Source organism: Gracilibacillus orientalis (genome assembly GCF_900114645.1).
Classification (GTDB): Bacteria; Bacillota; Bacilli; order Bacillales; family Amphibacillaceae; genus Gracilibacillus; species Gracilibacillus orientalis.
In genome coordinates this window covers 157,484-179,051 of sequence record NZ_FOTR01000002.1, presented here as the reverse complement: position 1 = coordinate 179,051, position 21,568 = coordinate 157,484, and the positions used below count along the sequence as shown (strand labels likewise).

25 protein-coding genes and 1 riboswitch are annotated in these 21,568 nt (G+C 35.1%); of the genes, 15 read left to right on the top strand and 10 right to left on the bottom strand.

From position 1 onward, the window contains the following. Window positions 1-11 precede the first annotated feature (11 nt). The 3 genes from BM121_RS04325 to BM121_RS04315 all read left to right on the top strand — a co-directional run bounded on the left by BM121_RS04325 (window position 12) and on the right by BM121_RS04315 (window position 2,351). A complete protein-coding gene (locus tag BM121_RS04325; RefSeq protein WP_091481648.1) occupies window positions 12-350 on the top strand; it encodes a helix-turn-helix domain-containing protein in 339 nt (112 codons plus the stop codon). 124 nt (window positions 351-474) lie between these two features. After that, the gene (locus tag BM121_RS04320) at window positions 475-1,482 is read left to right on the top strand and encodes a glycosyltransferase (protein ID WP_091481645.1); all 1,008 of its coding nucleotides are present in this window, start codon (window positions 475-477) and stop codon (window positions 1,480-1,482) included. 191 nt (window positions 1,483-1,673) lie between these two features. After that, complete coding sequence (locus BM121_RS04315) at window positions 1,674-2,351, top strand: response regulator (protein ID WP_091481643.1); 678 nt, start codon at window positions 1,674-1,676, stop codon at window positions 2,349-2,351. A 5-nt stretch (window positions 2,352-2,356) separates the two neighbouring features. Here the strand turns inward: BM121_RS04315 and BM121_RS04310 are convergent, their stop codons facing one another. Then, the gene (locus BM121_RS04310) at window positions 2,357-3,121 is read right to left on the bottom strand and encodes a helix-turn-helix domain-containing protein (RefSeq protein ID WP_091481640.1); all 765 of its coding nucleotides are present in this window, start codon (window positions 3,119-3,121) and stop codon (window positions 2,357-2,359) included. Between the two features lie 286 nt (window positions 3,122-3,407). Between BM121_RS04310 and BM121_RS04305 the strand changes: the two genes are divergently transcribed. From BM121_RS04305 to BM121_RS04275, 7 genes are all read left to right on the top strand, one after another. Beyond that, window positions 3,408-4,121: a ThuA domain-containing protein gene (locus BM121_RS04305; RefSeq protein ID WP_425432206.1), complete on the top strand. Its 714-nt coding sequence runs from the start codon at window positions 3,408-3,410 to the stop codon at window positions 4,119-4,121. A gap of 72 nt (window positions 4,122-4,193) precedes the next feature. Beyond that, window positions 4,194-5,219: a Gfo/Idh/MocA family protein gene (locus tag BM121_RS04300; RefSeq protein ID WP_091481634.1), complete on the top strand. Its 1,026-nt coding sequence runs from the start codon at window positions 4,194-4,196 to the stop codon at window positions 5,217-5,219. 80 nt (window positions 5,220-5,299) lie between these two features. Next, window positions 5,300-6,268: a sugar phosphate isomerase/epimerase family protein gene (locus tag BM121_RS04295; RefSeq protein WP_091481631.1), complete on the top strand. Its 969-nt coding sequence runs from the start codon at window positions 5,300-5,302 to the stop codon at window positions 6,266-6,268. 16 nt (window positions 6,269-6,284) lie between these two features. Beyond that, complete coding sequence (locus BM121_RS04290; RefSeq protein ID WP_091481629.1) at window positions 6,285-7,325, top strand: Gfo/Idh/MocA family protein; 1,041 nt, start codon at window positions 6,285-6,287, stop codon at window positions 7,323-7,325. Window positions 7,326-7,364: 39 nt separating this feature from the next. After that, the gene (locus BM121_RS04285; RefSeq protein WP_091481626.1) at window positions 7,365-8,126 is read left to right on the top strand and encodes a sugar phosphate isomerase/epimerase family protein; all 762 of its coding nucleotides are present in this window, start codon (window positions 7,365-7,367) and stop codon (window positions 8,124-8,126) included. Window positions 8,127-8,299: 173 nt separating this feature from the next. Beyond that, entirely contained in the window at window positions 8,300-8,791 is a 492-nt protein-coding gene (locus BM121_RS04280) for a PTS sugar transporter subunit IIA (protein WP_091481622.1), read from the top strand. Between the two features lie 34 nt (window positions 8,792-8,825). After that, entirely contained in the window at window positions 8,826-9,026 is a 201-nt protein-coding gene (locus BM121_RS04275; protein WP_091481619.1) for a DUF6440 family protein, read from the top strand. 60 nt (window positions 9,027-9,086) lie between these two features. Here BM121_RS04275 and BM121_RS04270 read toward each other — a convergent pair whose 3' ends face one another. Then, window positions 9,087-10,019 (bottom strand): aldo/keto reductase, encoded by a 933-nt coding sequence (locus BM121_RS04270; RefSeq protein WP_091481616.1) that lies wholly within the window; start codon window positions 10,017-10,019, stop codon window positions 9,087-9,089. 5 nt (window positions 10,020-10,024) lie between these two features. Next, window positions 10,025-11,026, bottom strand: a complete 1,002-nt coding sequence (locus BM121_RS04265) for a Gfo/Idh/MocA family protein (RefSeq protein WP_091481613.1) — start codon at window positions 11,024-11,026, stop codon at window positions 10,025-10,027. Between the two features lie 112 nt (window positions 11,027-11,138). Between BM121_RS04265 and BM121_RS04260 the strand changes: the two genes are divergently transcribed. Together BM121_RS04260 and BM121_RS04255 are read left to right on the top strand one after the other, a co-directional pair. Beyond that, complete coding sequence (locus tag BM121_RS04260; RefSeq protein WP_091481610.1) at window positions 11,139-11,972, top strand: AraC family transcriptional regulator; 834 nt, start codon at window positions 11,139-11,141, stop codon at window positions 11,970-11,972. A 254-nt stretch (window positions 11,973-12,226) separates the two neighbouring features. Beyond that, the gene (locus BM121_RS04255) at window positions 12,227-12,517 is read left to right on the top strand and encodes a DUF5316 domain-containing protein (protein WP_091481608.1); all 291 of its coding nucleotides are present in this window, start codon (window positions 12,227-12,229) and stop codon (window positions 12,515-12,517) included. A 238-nt stretch (window positions 12,518-12,755) separates the two neighbouring features. Here the strand turns inward: BM121_RS04255 and BM121_RS04250 are convergent, their stop codons facing one another. From BM121_RS04250 to BM121_RS04225, 6 genes are all read right to left on the bottom strand, one after another. After that, window positions 12,756-13,394, bottom strand: coding sequence for an HD domain-containing protein (locus tag BM121_RS04250; RefSeq protein WP_091481605.1), 639 nt, complete (start codon window positions 13,392-13,394; stop codon window positions 12,756-12,758). 115 nt (window positions 13,395-13,509) lie between these two features. Next, on the bottom strand, window positions 13,510-14,433 hold the full coding sequence (locus BM121_RS04245) for a LysR family transcriptional regulator (RefSeq protein WP_281244812.1): 924 nt from the start codon (window positions 14,431-14,433) through the stop codon (window positions 13,510-13,512). Window positions 14,434-14,771: 338 nt separating this feature from the next. Continuing rightward, the gene (locus tag BM121_RS04240) at window positions 14,772-15,401 is read right to left on the bottom strand and encodes a YczE/YyaS/YitT family protein (RefSeq protein ID WP_091481600.1); all 630 of its coding nucleotides are present in this window, start codon (window positions 15,399-15,401) and stop codon (window positions 14,772-14,774) included. 48 nt (window positions 15,402-15,449) lie between these two features. Continuing rightward, window positions 15,450-16,061, bottom strand: a complete 612-nt coding sequence (locus tag BM121_RS04235; protein WP_091481597.1) for an FMN-binding negative transcriptional regulator — start codon at window positions 16,059-16,061, stop codon at window positions 15,450-15,452. Window positions 16,062-16,083: 22 nt separating this feature from the next. Further along, complete coding sequence (gene paiA, locus BM121_RS04230) at window positions 16,084-16,602, bottom strand: spermidine/spermine N(1)-acetyltransferase (RefSeq protein WP_091481593.1); 519 nt, start codon at window positions 16,600-16,602, stop codon at window positions 16,084-16,086. 29 nt (window positions 16,603-16,631) lie between these two features. Beyond that, window positions 16,632-17,084, bottom strand: coding sequence for a MarR family winged helix-turn-helix transcriptional regulator (locus tag BM121_RS04225; protein ID WP_091481590.1), 453 nt, complete (start codon window positions 17,082-17,084; stop codon window positions 16,632-16,634). A 673-nt stretch (window positions 17,085-17,757) separates the two neighbouring features. On the opposite strand from BM121_RS04225, the gene BM121_RS04220 reads away from it, so the two are divergent. From BM121_RS04220 to BM121_RS04210, 3 genes are all read left to right on the top strand, one after another. Further along, complete coding sequence (locus tag BM121_RS04220) at window positions 17,758-18,171, top strand: YhfM domain-containing protein (protein WP_091481587.1); 414 nt, start codon at window positions 17,758-17,760, stop codon at window positions 18,169-18,171. Between the two features lie 142 nt (window positions 18,172-18,313). Next, a riboswitch (SAM riboswitch) is annotated at window positions 18,314-18,414 on the top strand. Window positions 18,415-18,486: 72 nt separating this feature from the next. Next, window positions 18,487-19,251, top strand: coding sequence for an SDR family NAD(P)-dependent oxidoreductase (locus BM121_RS04215; RefSeq protein WP_091481584.1), 765 nt, complete (start codon window positions 18,487-18,489; stop codon window positions 19,249-19,251). Window positions 19,252-19,269: 18 nt separating this feature from the next. Then, window positions 19,270-20,565: a Na+/H+ antiporter NhaC family protein gene (locus BM121_RS04210; RefSeq protein ID WP_091481582.1), complete on the top strand. Its 1,296-nt coding sequence runs from the start codon at window positions 19,270-19,272 to the stop codon at window positions 20,563-20,565. A 115-nt stretch (window positions 20,566-20,680) separates the two neighbouring features. On the opposite strand, the gene BM121_RS04205 is transcribed toward BM121_RS04210, so the two are convergent. After that, window positions 20,681-21,514 carry a MerR family transcriptional regulator gene (locus BM121_RS04205; RefSeq protein WP_091481579.1) on the bottom strand — a complete coding sequence of 278 codons (834 nt, stop codon included), beginning with the start codon at window positions 21,512-21,514 and terminating at the stop codon, window positions 20,681-20,683. Between the last annotated feature and the right edge of the window lie 54 nt (window positions 21,515-21,568).

The following is a 21,568-nucleotide window of genomic DNA, read 5'->3' as shown; positions in this document are numbered from 1 at the left end:
AGGTATTTTAAATGATAGGGACAAATATATATCGAATCAGAAAGAAGAAGGGTTTAACTTTATCTGAATTAGCAGAAAGAGCTGATGTGTCAAAATCTTATTTAAGTAATATCGAACGCAATTTAAACGACAACCCATCGATCCAAATTGTTGAAAAATTAGCAGAAGTATTAGGTGTTGAGGTGGTGACACTATTAGGAGTCGAAGGTCAAAATTTTACGACAGATAATGAATGGATGGATTTTATAAATAATCTAAAATCCTTAGGGATAACTAAACTAGATTTTGATAAATATCGAATCGTCTTTGAGTTCATTAAATGGAAAAATCAAAAGGATGAACAGAAGTAAAAAACAAAGTATGTCGAATGTGAAGTAGATATACGAATGAACCACAAATTCGATGTCCTTCATTGGCTCTGCTAGTAATCTACTAGAAATAGTAGTGATAAATAGATGGAAAGAAGGAATGTGCATGAAAAAAATGTTGATTGTTATAGATCCTTTCGATCCTGGATTATCAATGGAACATCAATTATATCTTCTTCATCGCCATCTAGCATCAGATACTGAAATATATGTAAAATTACTGGCCCATCATCCACTATTTCTACAACATCTTAATAAGGATATAAATATATTGGCACCAATCAATCACAGAATTTCTTCTGCCAAAAAAGATCCCTGCAATCCTAAAAATTGGCTTTTTACGTTACGGCCTCGACCAGTACCATGGCATATTAGAAAAGCATACTACAATTTCCCATCATTAGTTCGGTTGTATTGGAAATATATCAATAGGGAAGTAACGGAAAGTCATATCCATTATGATGAGGCTATTAGTTTGTCTACTGGTATCGTGACTTTTTATTTAAGAGATAAAGTACAAGCTAAAAAGAAAGTCTACTATTTTCCTGTCAGACAGTTTAAACAGGCAGTAGCACCTATTATTGATCAATTATGTCAAGGGGATTTCGTATACACGGCATCAAAGTCGATGTATCGCGAATTAAAGATAAATAACTCTCGGATGACGTACTATCCGGATCCTTATTATAATGAATCACTCGACCGCGTTTTGCAGTTAAGTGAAATAATAAGATATCATCAACCACACGTTTCTCTTTTATCGACAAATCTTCAAAACAGGGAGAACATTGAAGGATTTATTCATATGTGCAGATACTTAGTTAAACAGAACACCCCTTTTAGGTGGTATTTCTATGGCAAGAATCAGAATGAAGCGATTATACGTAAAGAGCTTAAAAGCCAGCAATTAGAAGATTATGTTGTGTTTATTGGAGATGTAGCAAATGTGTTTCGATATTTGGCAAATGCGGATATCTATGTGGAATGTAAGCAGCAATCTTCTCTATATTTTGAGGCAGAAATGATGCATAAGCCGATTGTTCATATTAAAAATGAATTACCAAGCGGATCGTCTCATATCGTACAAGCATTAAAATCGATTAAAAAAATGTAAATGGATAATTAGCGATTCGACGGCATTAGCCAAAAGTTTATCAAACAATAGACGATTAAAAATAAAAAAATAGTAAATTTAAACCAAATTGTTCTTTAAAACGAATAAAAAATACGTTATAATAAAAATATCATAGGAACAATAGTAATAAGATTATAAATAAAATAGTAAGTTAAGAGGAGGAACATAGTATGACAAAGCACACGGTAGTTGTGGCAGAGTCACAAACGCTTTTTCGTGATATGATCACGAACTTTGTTGAAGACATGGAAGAATTTCAAGTGATTGGAACATTGACAAATGGGCAAGAAGTCATCAATTTTATTAAAGAGAAGGAAGTTCGTCCCTATTTAATTTTATTAGATATTCATATGCCAGTTATGAATGGCTTAGAATGTGCGAAGCAATTAAAGGAAATGCATCCAAACATTAAGGTGGTTTTATTATCTGCTTTTGATGACGAAGAATCAATTGAAACGGTACTATCTGTTTCAGCTGATGGATACATATTAAAGAGTTCAGGCCTGGCTGAATTCAAAGATACATTACGCTTTATTAATGACGGGAAATTCGTTGCTCCTCAAAAACTAGTTCAGCATTTTTCACAACGTTTAGCATACTTACTTAAGATTGAACGGGAAAGCTCATTGCATTTTATTAAAGAACAATTTAATCAACATAAAGATTTAAATAACCGAGAATTACAAATTATCCAGTTGATGAAAAAAGGTTGGACAAACCGAATGATTGCTGATCAATTAGGAATCAGTGAAGGTACAGTCAAAAATTACTTGTCGCTGATTTATAAAAAGTTAAAGATCAAAAGCCGTGTAGAGCTCCTGCAAATATTGTCTGATATGACCGGTTAATAGTCTTACATTTTTTCCCGATAGGTTCTTGGAGAAATATCGTAATTTTTTTTGAAAACGCGATGGAAATAAGAATAAGAACCAAATCCGCAATTTTGTGCAATATTTTCGAGTGTCATTGTGGTATATTTCATTTGGTTAATGGCCGCAGATACACGAATGGATTGGGCGTACTCAATTAAAGTTTGGTTCACATGTTCTTTAAATAAATGCACACATCTTGAAACACTGAGATTGCAATGATTGGCAATATCTTCTACCTTAAAGCCTTGTTTTGTCGCGTTTTCCTCAATAAAGCGCATCATCTTTGTCACAACATATGGGCGGTATATTTCATGTGATCTTTTATCCATAGCTCTTTGTAAAGAAACACACAGTGCACTGACCAAGTAGTAGGTAAGTTCGCTGTTTCTTTCTTTTTTTGGTCGCCTTTCCTCAATAATAAGGTGATGCCAGAAATCCAATACTGCTTCATCAAGAGTGATTTTTGCAAAAGTTGGTGCATCCTTGAAGCGTACGTCTATCCATTCACCCTCACAGTATAAATGAAAGTCGCCACTTTGTTGCCCTTCTTCGACATACAACTCATAATTTTCACCCGGTTTAATAATCAGCAGATCACCTTTTTCTGCTACAAGTGTAGCATCATTTACCTTCACCTGTGATCGTCCCTCAGTTTGAAGCCGAAATAAGTAAGACGTATAACGCGATTGATGTGACGTGTGATAACGATAATTATGATAAGAATAACCACAAAAATCAATGTTCATAAGAAAATCCCCCATATTTAAAAGATCTGTTATTATATAAAATGTTTATGTTGGAATAAGTAAGACTCCTAAGGGATATATTCCAACTATTTGATTAATAGCAAAATAGTTCATGTTTTGATTATATCATTTATGTTCAAGTTGTATATCATCATTTATTATAATAGATAACCTATATTGCAAATGAAAAGGGTAACAAATTCAGATTAGATTATTTTCCTTGATCCTAATAATGGTTGTTAATCCCTATTCTTTACGCAAATACGAAATGTGAAGGAGGAGCATAATGAACGTTTTAATATGGAACGAATACAGACATGAACAACAAGATGAAGAAGTAGCAAAAATTTATCCAAAAGGGATTCATGAAGCGATAAAAGAATTTTTACAAACAGATGATATCCATGTCGAAACAGCAACACTAGACGAAACAGATCACGGAATTACTGATGAAAAATTGGCGAAGACAGATGTCATGCTGTGGTGGGGACATTTAGCTCACCATGAAGTAGCGGATGAAATAGTCAATAAAGTGCACCAGCGTGTTCTGGAAGGGATGGGTTTAATTGTACTCCATTCCGGTCATTTCTCAAAAATTTTCCAGAAATTAATGGGAACAGGTTGCGATTTGAAATGGCGTGAAGCTGATGAAAAGGAAAGAATGTGGGTAGTCAATCCATCACATCCGATTGTGGAAGGCATTGGAGAATATATTGAAATAGAAAAAGAAGAAATGTATGGTGAACATTTTGATATACCTGCACCAGACGAATTAGTTCTTGTCAGCTGGTTTGAAGGCGGGGAAGTGTTCCGTTCCGGTTGTACATATCGTAGAGGGCACGGAAAGGTATTTTATTTCCGTCCAGGTCATGAAGGATATCCTACGTATTACCATAAAGATGTCCAAAAAGTGATTCAAAACGCAGTGAGATGGGCTAAACCGACAACGAGGGAATTCTCCAGCTACGGTAATGCTCAACCATTAGAAGAGATAAAGTGAGACTTTCATCAGTGGGGTCTTACGGACGGTTAGCGCCGTGATAAAATCAAATCATAAAAGGAGAAATAAACTATGGAAAAATTAAAAGTTGCAGTGATTGGCTGTGGAAGTATTGCGATTCATCGTCATTTACCAGAGTATCAGGCTAATCCGTTTGTTGAGATTGTTGCCGTTTGTGATCTTAAGGAAGACCGTGCTCAGTTAAGAGCATCTGAATATAACGCACAAGCTTATACTGATTATAAGCAAGCGATAACAGACTCTAAGGCAGATCTTGTCAGTGTTTGTTTACCGAACTACTTACATGCCCCTGTTTCGGTTTTTGCAGCAGAACAAGGAAAACATGTCCTATGCGAAAAGCCAATGGCAACCTCTGAAGAAGAAGCACAACAAATGATCGAAGCCAGCAATAACGCAGGTAAAAAATTAATGATTGCACATAATCAACGCTTTGTACCAAGTCATGAGAAAGCGAAACAGTTAATTACAAATGGTGAGATAGGAAAAGTGTACAGCTTCCGTACGACGTTTGGCCACGGTGGACCAGAAGGATGGAGCATCGATGGTAAAGAAAGCTGGTTCTTCCGTAAAGAAGAAGCATTCATTGGTGCGTTAGGTGACCTTGGCGTACATAAGGCAGATGTGATTCGTTATATATTAGGTACAGAATTTACCGAAGTAGCTGCAATGGTCGAGGCTTCCGCGAAAGAAAACAGTGATGTCGATGATCAAGCTGTAACCATATTACGTAGTGAGAAAGGGATTATCGGTACGTTAACAGCAAGCTGGGCATATGGAGCCGGTGAGGATAATTCAACCGTCATTTATGGTGAGAAAGGTATGCTCCGTCTTGAGGATGATCCTGCTTACGGCTTAATAGCAACCTATACAGATGGATCAAAAGTAAACTATGAACTTGGTCAAATCCAAACAAATGACAGTGGCGGTCAATCTTCTTCAGGTGTAGTCGATCATTTTGTCGATAGTGTACGAAATGATACAAAACCGTTGATTGATGGAGAAGAAGGCTATAAATCGCTACAAATTATACTTGCAGCTTTAGAAGCAAACGAAACAAAGAAAAATATATCGTTATAAAGAGAGAGTTCAATCAGTAGGAATTTTTTTCATTCCCACTGATTGTTCAACGTGATAAAAAAATAGAAGGAGAGAAATTCATGAAACTCGGCGTGTTTACTGTTCTTTTTTCGGATAAAAACTTTGAAGAAATGTTAGATCACGTTAAAGCAAGTGGTTTAGATGCAGTGGAAATCGGAACTGGTGGGTATCCAGGTGATGCTCATTGTAAAATTGATGAATTACTAGAGGATTCAGCGAAACGTGATCAATATATGCAAGCGGTAAAGACAAGAAACTTAACCATTAGTGCGTTTAGCTGTCATGGAAATCCATTAACACCTGATAAGCAATTTGCTGAAGAAAGTGATCAAATTCTTCGTAAAACAATAGAACTTGCAGAGCTTACCGGAGTACCAGTCGTTAACTGTTTTTCGGGAACTCCCGGTGATCAGGAAGACGCAAAAGCACCGAACTGGCCTGTTGCACCATGGCCATCGGAATATGCAGATGTTTTAGAATGGCAATGGGAAGAAAAGCTCGTGCCGTACTGGAAAGAAATCGGTGAACTTGCAGAAAAACATAACGTTAAGATTGGAATCGAATTACATGCCGGATTTTTAGTACACACACCATACACCATGCTTAAGCTTCGTGAGAAAACAAGCCCAGCGATTGGAGCAAATCTTGATCCCAGCCATTTGTGGTGGCAAGGAATAGACCCAGTTGCAGCCATTAAAATTTTAGGTAAAGAAGACGCGCTGCATCATTTTCATGCAAAAGATACTTACATTGATCAAGATAATGTGAATATGTATGGTCTTACGGATATGCAGCCTTATAGCAACATTCAAACAAGAGCATGGAATTTCCGTTCTGTTGGTTGTGGCCATAGCTTAGAAGAATGGTCCCATATGATTAGTGCGCTACGAACTTTTGGCTATGATTACGTGGTAAGTATTGAGCATGAAGATCCTTTAATGTCGATTGATGAAGGATTTGCTCGTGCTGTAGATAATTTAAAAGCAGTTAATATTAATGAAAGCCCGGCAGAGATGTGGTGGGCGTAGGGAAAGGAAGTCGCTGATGACAAAATTAAAAGTTGCTCTAATTGGTGCAGGAGGTATTGCTACAGATGTGCATATTCCTGCTTATCGAAAAGTTCCAGAACAAGTGGAAATTGTAGCGGTGGCAGATGTAGCCTATGACAAAGCAAAAACGGTAGCAAGTGAGTATGGTATTCCTGCAGCATTTGATAATTATGAAACAATGTTAGCAGAAACAGAGGCCGATGCTGTGAGTGTTTGTGTACCGAATAAATTTCATAAGAATGCAGCGATTGCCGCATTAGAAGCAGGCTGTCATGTGCTATGTGAAAAACCACCAGCAATGAGCCAGCATGAAGCAAAAGAAATGGAAGATGCGGCAACTAAATCAGGTAAATTACTGATGTATGGCTTCCATTATCGTTTTCAATCTGAGACACAGGCAGCTAAACGATTTATTGATGCAGGCGAACTAGGTGATATTTATTCTGGTCGTGTGCAAGCAATTAGACGTCGTGGTATTCCAGGTTGGGGTGTATTTACTAACAAAGAGCTACAAGGTGGTGGCCCATTAATCGATATTGGTGTCCATATGTTAGATACGGCGTTATTTTTAATGGGATATCCGGAGCCTGCCGTAGTCCTCGGTCAAACACATCAACAACTCGGAACGAAAAAAGGTGTAGGTTTGTTAGGAGAATGGGATTATCAAAATTATACAGTAGAGGATATGGCTGTAGGAATGATTACCTTTACGAACGGTGCTTCACTTGTGTTAGAATCTGCTTTTGCTGCTAATGTGGAAAAGCGTGATACTATGCAGGTCTCCTTAATGGGGAATAAGGGTGGAGCCGATATTTTTCCATTAAAAATGTATCAAGAAAAACACGATACATTAATCGATATTACGCCAGCCTATTTATCGGAAATCAATGCTCATCAAACAGAAATTCACGCCTTTGTAGCAGATTGCATCGAAGGAAATGTAACAGACCGTTTTGCTAAGCAAGGAACCAATATTCAAAAAATTATCGACGGACTTTATCAATCGGCAGAATCAGGTAAAGCAGTATACTTATAGAAAATCATTAAAAATTAAATGATAAGGAGTGCATGACACATGGGGAAAATTGCTATTCAATTATATTCAGTGCGTGATCATACAACCAAAGATTTTTTAGGTACATTACGTAAATTAGGGGAAATGGGCTATGAGGCAGTGCAATTTGCCGGATTCTTTGATACACCTGCAAATGAACTAAAACAGGTAATGGATGAAGCCGGATTGGTTGCTGCCGGTAGTCATATGCCGTTTAACAGTTTAACCGGAGATCAACTGGAGGCATCGTTAACGTATAATAAAACAATAGGTAATGATTTGATCATTTGTCCAATGCTGCCAGAAGAACTCCGAGCTGATGAAGGTGCATATTATCGTGCAGCTGAAGAGTTAAATGAGATCGGCCGAAAATGTGCGGAAGCTGGATTTTCCTTTGCTTATCATAATCATAATATGGAGTTTTTTGATCTTGGTAATGGAAAAAGAGGATTTGATATCTTATTCGAAGAAACCGATCGAGAGTATGTAAAAATGGAACTGGATTGTTATTGGGCAACTCATGCAGGTGTAGATCCATTAGAAACGATAAAAGCATATAATGATCTTGTTGTTTCTTTACACATTAAAGATATGACAGTTGAAAATGGTGAAAAACGCAGTATTGAAATTGGAAAAGGATCATTAGATATTGCAACATTGTGGGAAACAGGAGAATCCGTGGGAGTCGACTGGTATGTTATTGAACAGGAACATTTTGATGTAGACCCTCTAGACAGTGCCAAAGATAATGTTGTTAACCTGAAAAAAGTAATTAATAAATAAGAGTTAGGCTCCTCATTAAGCTATAAAATGAGGAGCTTTTTGTGTTATGATTTCTCTATTCTCCGGTTTTTTTATACACTTTTGCAGGAATATTTAACGTTATGAAAAAGATTATTTTGGCTCGAATTGGGGTAGAGGTAACTATATAATGACGCTATTGGAGGGGTTATGTAATGTTGAAGAATATATTTAAGAAGAAAGAAGCAAACACAGATTTAATAGCACCATTATCAGGAAAAGTAATACCATTAGGACAAGTACCAGATCAAGTCTTTTCTCAAAAAATGATGGGTGACGGAGTAGCGATTGAGCCTGCAGATAAGCAAGTTGTATCACCGGTTGATGGTGAGGTGGTCGATGTATTTAAGACAAAACACGCGGTCAGCCTGAAAACAGATGGAGGAGCAGAAATTTTGGTTCACATGGGCCTTGAAACAGTTGAATTGGATGGAAAAGGATTCGATATTCAAGTAGAGAATGGACAAAAGCTAAAAAAAGGAGATCCATTAGCAACATTTGACATTAATACGATTGCAGCGGAAGGATACAAAACGGTTACCCCAGTTATCTTACTGAACGGTGAAGAATTTGCAATGAGCAATATTGCAGGTGAACAAGACGCAATAGCAGGTGAGGACGTATTATTTCATATTGAGAAAAAGTAAGACGGAAAAGAATTTACTTATATGGAGGATTATTATGTTTGGAAGTAAAAAGAAAGAAAAAGAAGAAAATAACCGATTTTATATAAAATCGATAGATCATGTACCTACTCTTGGAAGGATTACAATTCTTGTCGACCGTGAAACTGGAGCGAATTATATTCATTCTTGGGTTGGTACAGGTAGTGGTATTACGCCTTTACTGGATGAAAAAGGAGAAGTCATTGTAGATGAGTAGCTTTTGTTTCCAGCCCACAGTTTAGCACTGTAGGCTGGCTTATTACTGGCTCTTGAATGCTTATTTTTCTCCATTTTCCAACCAATCTAATTCTTCATGGGATAGCTCAATTTTTGATCCTTCAAAACAGGAGACAAGTTCATGTTCGTTTTGGGCTCCAATTAAGGCACAAGTTGGAAAGGGTTGATTTAATACATAGGCTAAGGCAATTTGGATTGCTGTTACGCCTTTTTTGTCTGCCAATTTCTCTGCCCTGCTAAGTCGATCCCAGTTTGCATCGCTATAAAACACACGAACAAGATCCTCATTACTTCGGTCTTGGCGAGTGAATCGACCAGTAAAAAATCCTCTTGCTTGTGAAGACCATGATAGAATTGGTAATTGTGTTTCTTCATGCCATTCCATATCAGAACTATCTGCTGAAACACATCCTTTCCAGAACGGCTCATTTGCTTTAGCTAAACTAAGGTTAGGGCTATTAAATGAAAAACCTACTAAGCCATTGGAAGCTGCGTACTCATTAGCTGCTTGAATGCGCTCAGTTGTCCAGTTTGATCCACCAATTGCTTTTACTCGACCAGCTTTAATATGTTCATTTAATGCATCAATGATCTCACTGACAGGAATATTTGGATCATCTCTGTGTAAGGCATATAAATCAATATAATCTGTACCAAGTCTTTCTAAACTTTCAAAAAGATCTTGTCTAATTGCTTCAGGATTTACACGTGGTCCATTTTGATCATGATGAGCTCCTTTAGTCAAAATAACAATATCTTCTCGATTATTTCGCTCCTTTAGCCACATACCAATAGCTACTTCACTTTCTCCACCACAATAAATATGTGCTGTATCAATAGTATTACCACCAATTGCTACATAACGATCTAACACCTGACAAACTTTTTCATAAACACTTGGTTTAAAATAATCTGACCCTTGAATTAAGGTAGTAACAGGCCTATCAAGCCCATTAATTTGAATTGTTTTCATTCTGATCATCCTCCCTTAATTTCTACACGTCTTCTTTCTTCAGCGGAAGTAAGACATGCATCTAATACCTTCATGTTCAAAATGGCATCTTTAGCAGGAAAAGGTAATGTCTCACCCTTTTGAATGCTTTGCCCAATCGCGTCTGCTTGTAGGGCATATTGATTTACGTATGGAACCTCTACCTCTTTTGTTCCTTTACTAGTGTGAACATAAAAATGATCCTGTTCATTTTGACTAACAACAAAAGCAGACGGAACTTCGATTCTACCTTCTGTCCCTAAAATCTCTAGTCGATTACGGAAGTCTGCCCACATTCCACAATCAAAAGTGAGGGCAACACCATGATCAAATTCCAATATTCCTGATGACATCATATCCACTTGATCATGTTCCTTTGAAAAGAAAGCATGAACAGTTGCAGCCTGTGGTTCTTCTTTTAAGATCATTCTGGCAGCACTTATTGGATAAACCCCTACATCATATAAGGAGCCACCACCCCACTCTTTTTTATAACGCACATTTTCTTTCGCTGATGCATTGTTGAAGGTAAACGCTCCATGAATTCCGCGTATTTCTCCAATTTCTCCTGATTGAATTAATTCCTGAATCATTTGATATCTTGGATGATATCGATACATAAAGGCTTCTACCAAAACAACTCCAGCTTTTTTACTTGCTTCATCCATTTCTTGAGTTTCACTGGCATTTAAAGCGATGGGTTTCTCACAGAGCACATGTTTTCCTGCTTCCATTGCTTTAATCGACCATTCTTTATGTAAATGATTCGGTAACGGGATGTAAACGGCATCAATATCAGAATCAGCTAATAATTCTTCATAGCTCCCGTATGCAACTGGAATCTCTAATTCCTTCGCTGTTTCTTTCGCATTGTCTAAATTGCGACTAGCAATGGCAAGTACTTCACCTGTGTTTGATTCTTTTATTCCAGGAATAACCGCTTTTTGAGCGATATTCGCTGTGCTTATAATTCCCCATTTAATTGACATCCTTTAACCTCCTTCTATAACTTTATTGTTATTATAATCGATTCGTATTAATATTAAAATAGAAGCTTTTTGCTATAAGATAACACAATATTGTCCTTGAGGATGTGAAGAAATGTACCGTCAGTCTCTATTACCAACATTAAAAAAACATGAATACATGATCCTTCCCGAATCAGTCGGTTGGTATGGGTTAGCGGCTGATCATGAAGTATATCGTGAAGCAGGTTCCTTAGATAATTTTAGTATTCACTTTGTCTTGTCGGGAACTGGTTTTGTAGAAGTGGATGGAAAGCAATATACTTTGCAAAAAGGGGACGCTTTTCTTTATTTCCCACAACAAGAACAAAGGTATTATAGTAGTACGGAGAATCCTTGGAGTATTAGATGGATCCATTTTTATGGAAGTACCTTACACACCTTTTTATCAGAGATTGGATATGGAAGGTTTACCTTGTGGAGATTGCCAAATTTAGCAAAATTGGAGAAAATGCATGAGCAATTATTACAGGAAGCAGAGGAAAATAGTTTTTTACAATTAACACAATTATCTACACTTACCTATTCTTTTTTGTCCACTTTTACAAACATTGCCGTGCCAAGAGAATCCCATTCCAAGCAAGAATTAGATTTGCGGATCCAATCACTATTACCGAAAATGAAAGAAAAAGCTCCAGAACCATTTGACCTAGAATATTGGGCAAAGGAAACTGGTGTAAGCACTTATTATTTCTGTCGATTATTTAAACGTGTCACACAGATGACCCCAATGGCTTTTATAACATTATGTCGTCTGCAATGGAGTAAACAACTACTATTAGAAGAAAAAAATCTTACGGTCAAAGAAATTGCCGAGAAATCAGGATACCCTAATCCTAGCTATTTTAATAAACTTTTCTTAGAAAATGAGGGCATGACACCAACAAAATATCGGCAAATATATCTTTGATTTCCTGGATAAATCTCACTTTTAAAATTGAATCGATAAACAGTTTATTAAAAAACACTCGGTATCTGTTCATCATCTAAAACAACTATTGGTTTTTTGAGAGTTCAAAAAGACGACATTCACATTGGCCATCTTTTTGGAAAAAATTAATAATACATTTGGGATATTATGTTAGTATGAAGTTGCGAAGTTTTGTTCAATGGATGAAACTGATGTAATATTTAGCCGTATAAATAAGTTAAGGGGAGATAACTTTGAAGTATTTTTTAATAGGAATTATTTTATCTGTAATAGGTGTTTTAATATCTTTAATTGTGTGGGGAATCGAAAACGCTTATGTCATTACTGCTGGTATTGGATTCCTATTCATTGGAATTTCAATGGTATTTTCAGGTGCAATGGTAAGTGGAGATCGAATGAGAGCCAATTATGCAACAGAGTCTGATGATGATAGACGTATTCGAAATAGCGTTACTTTTCGTTCAGCTCTGATTGGAGTACCTAATATTGTTGTTGCGCTCTTGATTTACTATTTCCTCAACTGAATGACATATTCATAAGATTAGCCGGGAATACATTCCATCATTTATGAATTAATCCGGATCATCTAGAAAAATGGCGAATTTGTAACTTTGAAATAAAATTTAATTGAAATAATGTTGTTAACCTTGATAAACGAACAAAAGAAAAGAGCATGTCTTGAAAAATAATTAATCAAAACATGCTCTACTTGTGTTAAATTTAATGATTATTTTATAAGAAAGTTTGACTATTTTTTGTTCCTTATTCTATCCATGGTGAATGCAAAATACAATTACAAAAATTTTTATTTTTGTATTCCGGTCTAAAATACTCAATAATATCTTCTTTCATATTGCCAAAAGTAGTTTCTGGCTTATGCTTAAAGCCCTCATAAAAAGTTGGAATAATTTCCTTTTTGAAATTGTTACGTGGGAATGCTTTTATAATTTCTTCACGTAAGTCGTCGGGGAATTTTTCAAAGCCATCTCCCATCACATCTAAACCAACACCATGAAAGAGTAATGCTACTTCAGACTGTTTATGTTCTGCTACCCCCGGTGTTGTATGTAGTGCAATCGTATCCCATACAAGTTGAGTGGTTTCATCTGGAATTTGATACTGCTGAAGGAAACTTCTTGCTGCATTTGCACCGTCCACCTCAAATCGTAAATCGGCACTACTGTACTTTTTAGTTAATCCTAAATCATGGAATAAAGCACTGACATATAATAACTCCAAATCATAATTCTGCTTCGCTTTTTTTCCGATTGCCGCGCCAAATAAAAATACACGATTGGAATGATTCCACAATAGGTCATTCCCATGCTCTCGTAAAATATCGGCTGCATCTTTCGCTAATTGAGAATCTGGAACTTTTATACCTGCTACTTCTTGAATCATAATTTAAAATCTCCTTTGCAATTTGATAATCTCATCTTCATGACCTTGTTTTCATTGTAAGGAGTATATTGTTATTCATCAATACAATCATTTCTATGATAATAATAGATAAAAACTATAATATAGAACTTTGTAAAGAAGCTATTGCATCTTTTTCTGTGTCAAAACCTAGTCTTTCGATTTCATCTACTAATAACTTAATAAACTTACGTGCTGGATAATTGATAAAACTATTCTTTTTCATCCCAAGATAAACTGCTCTTGTCAAAAATGGTTTTTCAATACGTTGAAAAAATAAATCCTCTGTGTCAAAAAATTCATATAATGTACGTGAAACAACACTAGATCCAACTCCATTTCGGACAAGCTTCAAGATTGATTCAATGCTAGACGTTTCAACAATAGGTTCTAACTGTCTGCCAACCTCAATACTCATTTTATCAAGCATTTTTCTGCATTGATGCATATTGGGAAATAAAATAAGAGAACTGTCTAAAGCAGCAGAACACGAAACCTTCTGCTCTCCATTACTTTGATTACTTATCAGGTAAAACTCTTCATCATATAACTTCGTCATATGCAACATATTATAGCGATTGAATTCAAAACCAATACCAAAATCAGCTTGATTCTCTAAAATAGCCTTTTCCACTTGATCAGTGCTTTGAATAAAGACATTTATGTTTGGATATAATTGGTTAAATTTAATGCACAAAGTCGATACCAAGTCAGTTATTTCTCCTGGTAACACAGCAATTTTCAATTCACCAATTTCTACTTTTTTAACTGCTTTAATTTGAGAAGAGATACTCTGTAAGGAATTTTGAATATTTAAAGCCTCATGTTGTACAATTTCTCCCACCTTCGTAAGTTCAATCTTCTTACCAATACGATTAAGAAGGGGGTAACCTATCTCTTGTTCAAACATTTTAATTTGATGGCTTAAAGTTGGTTGGGAAATTCTTAATTTTTCTGCTGCTTTTGTAAAATGTAGTTCTTTACTAACCATTAAAAAATACTCTAAATGTCTTAATTCAATATTGTATCAATCCTTTCTATGAAAATAATTAATATTGCTATTTGTATGCTTCCAATAAGATAACTGAAGAATAGTATTGATCCTAATTTTAATCTAAAATTAGGATTAATTATCTATTATCAAACCTATCTCTTATTTTGGAATAAAAGGATCAATCGTAGTAATGATTGCCCGATTCTAGTCTGCATTCGTGGAAAACGAAAGCATCTTATTAATACATAATCAATACATGCTTTTTAAACCACTTACGATAAAGAAGGACAGAATAACGCTTGTCTAGTCAAAGAAGGATGATTTCGTTATGGATATGTCTTATGGAATTTGTGTGATTAGAATTATTAACTGTTACTTGCATTTTGTATAGGTCTTTTATAAAGAATGACCAACACATATGGGCGTATCCATTGGATAATAATCCCTGTTATTAATGCATTTAGCAACGTTCCAATACCAATAGCACCATTGAAAAAGAAAGCAATAATTACTAATACAATACTAAGGATCGCTCGCGACTTACTAAAAGACCAATTTGTTTTATCTGTCAAAATAACCATCGAACGGTCTATAGGATTTGGTGCAAAGTTTGATTCTAAATAAATCGCAATACCTATTCCGCTAAAAAGAATACCAAGTAATACTAATATAACTTGCTCTATTAAATGATCAGGTATTAACCATTCTCCTAATAACAAAAGCCATGTATCAATGCCAATCCCTGTAATAAGGGAAGTTAATATAGCTAAAAATTCAGGTTTTACTTTTAGAGCTACTGCATTAAGTAAAACCATAGCAGCCCCAACAATAATTTCCCAACTACCTATAGTTAATCCAAACGTGCGATATAAACCAACTAGTAAAGCATCAAATGGTGAGGTGCCTAATTGTGATTGAATGGTGAGAGTAATTCCTAATGTTAATACAAAAATCCCAATGAAATATATCATAAAGGATTTACCGATTTTACACATATTTATCCCCCATTTCCATTTGGCTAATTTATATGGAAATCAACCAAATCACTCTTTGTTTTTCATCACTTCTGCTAATGCCTTAGAATTTAGATCTTTTTCCTTGTATAGTTTATCAATGATGTAGTGATAGTCGTCTTCATTTCGATTTTGACTTAGTTTATAAGCAGCTTGGATTTCTTGTATTTTTATTTTGAATCCTACAATCCCCTTAATTTGTTTTTTTGTTTGTGGAGAGAGATTTTCCCATAAAGCTGGATTTTTACGATGTTGTTCATATTTTTGTAATAGTAGTTTAAGATCTTCTTGCAATTCTTGTTCACTCATAATACTAGCTGTTCCGTAAACATGAACTGATTGATAATTCCACGTTGATACATTTTCAGACTTATACCAAGATGATGAAATATAAGCATGAGGACCTTGATACATAACAAGGATGTTTTCATTATGACCCTTGAACATTTCCCACTGAGGATTTGCATAAGCCATATGTCCAGTTATAAAGTAATCATCTCCTTTTTTATGTAACTCCAAGGGCAAATGAGTAGCAATCGGCTTACCTTGCTTTGTGGTTACAATGGTTCCAAACGAGTTATCCTTAATAAATTCTCTGATTTCATCAAAGTCTGTAACTTTAAAATGCTTAGGAATATACATGATAGTCCCCCTTTTCCAAAAATCATTTCAATGTTTTGATCATTATAAAGTCTGTTTGCTCTTCATTACCCATATAAAAAGAGTGGGCTCCAGTTTTAACAAAACCCATTTTTTTATAAAAAGCAATAGCATTTTCATTTTTTTCCCACACACCTAACCAGATTTTCTTTTTATTACGTTCCATCGCAATTTCCATAGCTTTATTTAGCAGATATTTACCTAGACCATGTTTTTGAAATTTGTTTTTTATATAAATCCTCTCCATTTCAAGTGATTCATCACCCATTTCTTCAGACTGCGCATCATTGGTTTTGACCTTTAAATATCCAGCCACTTCACCATTAAAATAAGCAAAAAAGAATTGCGAAAAATTATTGGATAATTCTTTTTCTAATTGTTTTAAGCTAAATGCACTTTCTAGGTAGTCTTTCATATTTTTAGGTGAATTTTGATCTTGAAATGTATCCTTGAATGTTTCAATACTTATTTCTTGAAGTATTTGCAAGTCCTCAAGGGCACACTTTTTTATATTTACTGTCATTTTATTTAGTACTCCTTTCCTTAATATAATTAATAATTTCTCTTGTTTCCCTTTTTTACAAATTCCCAGTCTTTTTCTATATTCTTTCTTGCTCTTTGAAGGAGATTGGAAATAGTTTCTACTTCTTTTTCTGAAAATCTTTGCAATGCAACGGTATTGGAATATTCATTTTCTCTTTTTATAAAAGGATATACATTTTCCCCTTTCTCTGTTGGAAAGAGTTTTTTTATTTTTTTGTTATGTTGATCTTCTTTCTTTTTAATAAAGCCATTCATTTCAAGGTTTTTTATAGCACGAGCTGCTGTTGTTCGATCTACTTTTATCATCCCAGCTAACTTTTCTTGAATGATTCCTGGGTTTTCATATATTCGTACTAGGTACAAATATTGTCCTTTTGTAAGGTCATATTCCTTAAATTCTATATTGCTTATGGAATCTAATGCCCTAGCAATCATTCCAATTTCACGTAGTATATCCTCCATAATTACCTCCTTAGCGGATTTTTGTTGCAAACGCAACAAAAATCCGCTATTTAAATTTAACTTATTTTTGATGTATTTGCAACAAAAAAAGTCAAGAAAGGCGAAATATGTAGTTTCAAGTATTAGGTTAGACAGGTATTAAAAACGATTGTTTTTGAGACAAATTCAAAAATCTAATTTTTATGTCGAATCCATATCAAGAAATGTCTCAACAAAATCTATGTTTCAATTACAAACCTTAATGATATAATTTCAATGAAAGGATAGTATTTTGTTGAGTCAATATATTTATGGGTATGCGAGAGTAAGTACTAGACAACAAGAATTATCTCGATAGTTAGACTTATTGAAAATTAAAAGATAAATTAAGACCAGGAGTGTTGTAGTCTTTAGGTCTTTGGGAATTAAGAGAAGGTGTTAATAGAAATCAATACATAAAATATATGTTTACGGGCTTATTTTTGTTATTTATATTAACCCCACTAATTTGTCTTTTTGTTAACAGTTTTTTATCGGTATGAGTTAATTAGGTTAATTCATATAATTAAAGATACTTTTTGGGGTTTATTCAAAAGGTAAAGGAGATTATTTAAACTTAATTTTCAACTCTTAACCTAATAACTAGTTTAATGAATGCGAATCTTGAAAAAGTAATTATGTAGAGGAGAATTACATGAGAAATATATTTTTATTATTACTTTTATTTTTTTCTGCTTTAACCTTAATTGGTTGTCAATCTCAAAGTAAAGAAATGATGTTGTTAGATAACGTATCGAGTATATCAATTTCTGAATCTAAAGGTTACGGGGGGCTTAATGAAAACTACTTTGCTTCTTTTAACCAAGATGAAATTATAGCGGAATTTGAAGAGATTTTTAAAAATACAGAGGTTACAAATCAAGATGCAACATATGAAACACCAACCTATGATATATTAGTGCGTTATGAAAATGATGCCACTCACGGCCTACATCTTATATTAGGAGATGAAGGTGAAGAAAGTCTATTTATCTATGTAGGTAATGAGAATAATATTTATTCAGTTTCTTCTGAAGCTACTAATAAGTTAAGGAAAATGATAGATTAAATCTTTTAAACAGCTTGTAATATAGGTGAGAGAGGGCAATCTACAAATTCTCTATCAATTCTGGATAAACAATTCCAATCAAACTACTTGACTTTATCGTCTTCAAAATGTAAATTAATAAGTATTTCATAATCGAATAATATTCTTATCCAGAGAGGTGGAGGGACTGGCCCTATGAATCCTCGGCAACAGCTCCAATGAGCAATGTGCCAATTCCAGTAGTGTGTAGCTAACAGATAAGAAGAGAGAATAAATAATCTATTGGCCTCTTCTTACCCGGAAGTGGTTTTTTTTATTTTAAAAGGAGGTTTCCCCATGCTTACCATGGATCTTACAGAAAAAGTTGCAATAGTAACAGGCGGTGCAAATGGAATCGGTAAGTCTATTGCTGATGCTTTACGATACTCAAAGGCAAAAGTTGCAGTTGTTGATGTTCATAAGAATCACCAAAACAATGAAGACGATTTGCTATTTATTCAGGCGGACGTCACTGATAAAAACGATGTGGAAAAGATGGTTGAACAGGTAATTTCATATTTTGGCAAAGTTGATATTTTAGTAAATAATGCTGGAATTTCTACAATGGACTATTTTGTCGACATCAAAGAAGAAGATTGGGACAAGACCATGGAGGTAAATGTGAAAGGTGTCCAATTATGCAGTCAGGCCGTTGTAAAAAAAATGAAGAATCAGGGTGATGGCGGGAAAATTATTAATATAGCTTCACAAGCTGGCAAAAATGGTTATCGCTTAATGGGCAGTTATGTTGCTTCCAAACATGCAGTAATTGGATTGACCAAAGTGATGGCATTGGAGCTTGCACAAGACCAGATTAACGTCAATGCTGTTTGTCCAGGAATTGTAGAAACAAGCATGAAACATAGGGAACGAGCTATTGGTGGAAAATTAAGAGGGTTGGATGAAGAAGCTATTAAGGAAGAGGATTTTTCACAAGTGCCACTTGGCAGAACCGGAACACCAGAAGATGTCGCATATGTCGTCATTTTCCTTGCTTCCACATTTACAGATTATATGACAGGTCAAGCCATCAATGTTACTGGCGGCATGACCATGCACTAATTTTTAGGGGGATTAAGAATGACACAACAATCAAAAGGTAATGCATTCGCACTATTACCATTACTTATATTTGTTTTATTATTTATCGGGACAGGAATTGTTACACAAGATTTTTCCAATATGCCTATTAATGTCGCAGTTATCATCGCTTCAGCGGTAGCCATTGCAATGAATCATAAAGAAAAATTATCAAAAAAAATAGAAGTGTTTACGAAAGGCGTTGGGCATGAAAATATTATTTTAATGGTTATTATTTTTGTGTTGGCAGGGGCTTTCTCAGAAGTTGCAAAGGGAATGGGTGCTGTTGATGCAACAGTAAACCTTGGGCTTTCACTTCTTCCTGCTAGTCTATTGATGGTAGGACTGTTTCTTATTGGTTGTTTTATTTCCATTACGATGGGAACTTCCATGGGTACAGTAGTAGCACTTGCACCCATTGGCATAGGAATTGCGGAACAAACAGATATTCCAATGGCGTTAGCAATGGCAACAGTTATTGGTGGGGCAATGTTTGGTGATAACCTGTCGATGATTTCTGATACAACCATTGCCTCTGCACGAACACAAAATACGTCGATGAGTGATAAGTTTAAAACGAACTTTTTTATTGTACTTCCTGGTGCGATCGTTACTGCCATTATTTTATGGATTATTACGTCAGCTAGCCATGTCAATGTACTGGAGGAATATTCGTATAATATTGTAAAAGTATTACCATACCTTACTGTACTAATAGTGGCGATCTTAGGAGTGAATGTGCTGATAGTATTAACTGGCGGAATCATTTTCGCTGGCGTAATTGGCTTAATCGATGGATCCTATACGGGAACAAGTTTAATTCAGGCTGCTTCTCAGGGGATTATCAATATGGAAGACATCGCGATTGTTGCCTTGTTTATCGGTGGAATGATTGGCATTATCCAGTACAATGGTGGAATCGATTATCTATTAAACTTTGTTACAAGTCGGATTAAATCGAAAAAAGGTGCTGAATTCGGTATCGCTGGACTTGTCAGCATCGCAGATATCAGTACAGCCAATAACACGATCTCGATCATTATGACTGGTCCGTTAGCTAAAAATATTGCTAGTGAATATCAAGTTGATCCGAGAAAGTCAGCCAGTATCCTTGATGTTTTTGCTGCGTGCTGGCAGGGTGTCGTGCCATATGGAGGCCAGATGCTAGCCGTTGCGGGTCTTGCGTCAATATCTCCATTAAGTATCATGCCATATTCCTTCTATCCGATCTTACTTGGTATTTGTGGCATTGTCGCGATTTTGATTGGATTTCCAAGGTTTAAAAGTAATTCATAATAAGTAAGAGCTATATTATTTATTATGTAAAAAGGCTAACAAGATCTTTGAGGCGATTTTGTTAGCTTTCCTTTTAAATGGGTAAGCCAGCTGAGGTATTTTTTATTTACTTCTGTTATCCCTGTTTATGTTTGACATGAATCATTATCTTCGTGACATATTGTTCTTCATTGTCTTTTACCACTGTGTCATAAATATATTCTTCAAGTGCATATTCACCAATATCTAAATTTAACTGATCCAATTCTAATAAAAGCCGTTCATATGTATGAGGTATTTCTTTAGCTTCTCCTACATGATAGCCTATTAAAAAGTCACCTTGCACTGTTGTGAAATGGGGATTATCCTCCTTTGGATGTGGTTGCTTAATATATAAATAACTGTAATTGGTGAATTCACCTTTCAACATTTGCTCACGTTTTGTTAAACCACCTATAGGATGTCCTGTATCAATATGTAATTTGTACAATTCATCTAGAAAGTCTGATAACACTTCAAAAAAAACTTCATCAGTAATATTTTCGATATTTTTACTTAAATAAAAAGTTTGTTCAGGTAATCGTTCGACTGTAACTTGATCAAAGTCAAGATTTGCTGCATTATTCATTAACTCAATTTGTGCATCAATCATTTTCTCCTTCATTTCAATCTCCATACGCTGTTTCATAATCTTTTCTTTCTGATGATACATGATCGATAAAAACCCTTCAGGCGATTTATTCTCTACATATTGTCGAATATCATTCAAAGACATGCCAAGATCCTTTAGTAGAGCAATGACATTAAATAGCTCTAATTGGTGAATGGAATAAAAGCGGTATCCTTTTTCAGTTTTAAATACGGGGGATAAAAGTCCGATTTGATCGTAATAAAAAAGTGTCTGTTTGTTTACTTTACAAAGTTTTGCGAATTCACCTGTTGTGAAATGTTTTATGTTATTATCATTCATTTTTAATCCTCCACTCTTGACTATATAGTAACTATATACCATAAGATGGTTTTG

What these genes read in the sequence shown, in the direction of transcription:
- BM121_RS04325 (WP_091481648.1), top strand. Translation starts at nt 12, where the DNA reads ATGATAGGGACAAATATATATCGAATCAGAAAGAAGAAGGGTTTAACT.
- BM121_RS04320 (WP_091481645.1), top strand. Translation starts at nt 475, where the DNA reads ATGAAAAAAATGTTGATTGTTATAGATCCTTTCGATCCTGGATTATCA.
- BM121_RS04315 (WP_091481643.1), top strand. Translation starts at nt 1,674, where the DNA reads ATGACAAAGCACACGGTAGTTGTGGCAGAGTCACAAACGCTTTTTCGT.
- BM121_RS04310 (WP_091481640.1), bottom strand. Translation starts at nt 3,121, where the DNA reads ATGAACATTGATTTTTGTGGTTATTCTTATCATAATTATCGTTATCAC.
- BM121_RS04305 (WP_425432206.1), top strand. Translation starts at nt 3,408, where the DNA reads ATGAACGTTTTAATATGGAACGAATACAGACATGAACAACAAGATGAA.
- BM121_RS04300 (WP_091481634.1), top strand. Translation starts at nt 4,194, where the DNA reads ATGGAAAAATTAAAAGTTGCAGTGATTGGCTGTGGAAGTATTGCGATT.
- BM121_RS04295 (WP_091481631.1), top strand. Translation starts at nt 5,300, where the DNA reads ATGAAACTCGGCGTGTTTACTGTTCTTTTTTCGGATAAAAACTTTGAA.
- BM121_RS04290 (WP_091481629.1), top strand. Translation starts at nt 6,285, where the DNA reads ATGACAAAATTAAAAGTTGCTCTAATTGGTGCAGGAGGTATTGCTACA.
- BM121_RS04285 (WP_091481626.1), top strand. Translation starts at nt 7,365, where the DNA reads ATGGGGAAAATTGCTATTCAATTATATTCAGTGCGTGATCATACAACC.
- BM121_RS04280 (WP_091481622.1), top strand. Translation starts at nt 8,300, where the DNA reads ATGTTGAAGAATATATTTAAGAAGAAAGAAGCAAACACAGATTTAATA.
- BM121_RS04275 (WP_091481619.1), top strand. Translation starts at nt 8,826, where the DNA reads ATGTTTGGAAGTAAAAAGAAAGAAAAAGAAGAAAATAACCGATTTTAT.
- BM121_RS04270 (WP_091481616.1), bottom strand. Translation starts at nt 10,019, where the DNA reads ATGAAAACAATTCAAATTAATGGGCTTGATAGGCCTGTTACTACCTTA.
- BM121_RS04265 (WP_091481613.1), bottom strand. Translation starts at nt 11,026, where the DNA reads ATGTCAATTAAATGGGGAATTATAAGCACAGCGAATATCGCTCAAAAA.
- BM121_RS04260 (WP_091481610.1), top strand. Translation starts at nt 11,139, where the DNA reads ATGTACCGTCAGTCTCTATTACCAACATTAAAAAAACATGAATACATG.
- BM121_RS04250 (WP_091481605.1), bottom strand. Translation starts at nt 13,394, where the DNA reads ATGATTCAAGAAGTAGCAGGTATAAAAGTTCCAGATTCTCAATTAGCG.
- BM121_RS04240 (WP_091481600.1), bottom strand. Translation starts at nt 15,401, where the DNA reads ATGTGTAAAATCGGTAAATCCTTTATGATATATTTCATTGGGATTTTT.
- BM121_RS04235 (WP_091481597.1), bottom strand. Translation starts at nt 16,061, where the DNA reads ATGTATATTCCTAAGCATTTTAAAGTTACAGACTTTGATGAAATCAGA.
- paiA (WP_091481593.1), bottom strand. Translation starts at nt 16,602, where the DNA reads ATGACAGTAAATATAAAAAAGTGTGCCCTTGAGGACTTGCAAATACTT.
- BM121_RS04225 (WP_091481590.1), bottom strand. Translation starts at nt 17,084, where the DNA reads ATGGAGGATATACTACGTGAAATTGGAATGATTGCTAGGGCATTAGAT.
- BM121_RS04220 (WP_091481587.1), top strand. Translation starts at nt 17,758, where the DNA reads ATGAGAAATATATTTTTATTATTACTTTTATTTTTTTCTGCTTTAACC.
- BM121_RS04215 (WP_091481584.1), top strand. Translation starts at nt 18,487, where the DNA reads ATGCTTACCATGGATCTTACAGAAAAAGTTGCAATAGTAACAGGCGGT.
- BM121_RS04210 (WP_091481582.1), top strand. Translation starts at nt 19,270, where the DNA reads ATGACACAACAATCAAAAGGTAATGCATTCGCACTATTACCATTACTT.
- BM121_RS04205 (WP_091481579.1), bottom strand. Translation starts at nt 21,514, where the DNA reads ATGAATGATAATAACATAAAACATTTCACAACAGGTGAATTCGCAAAA.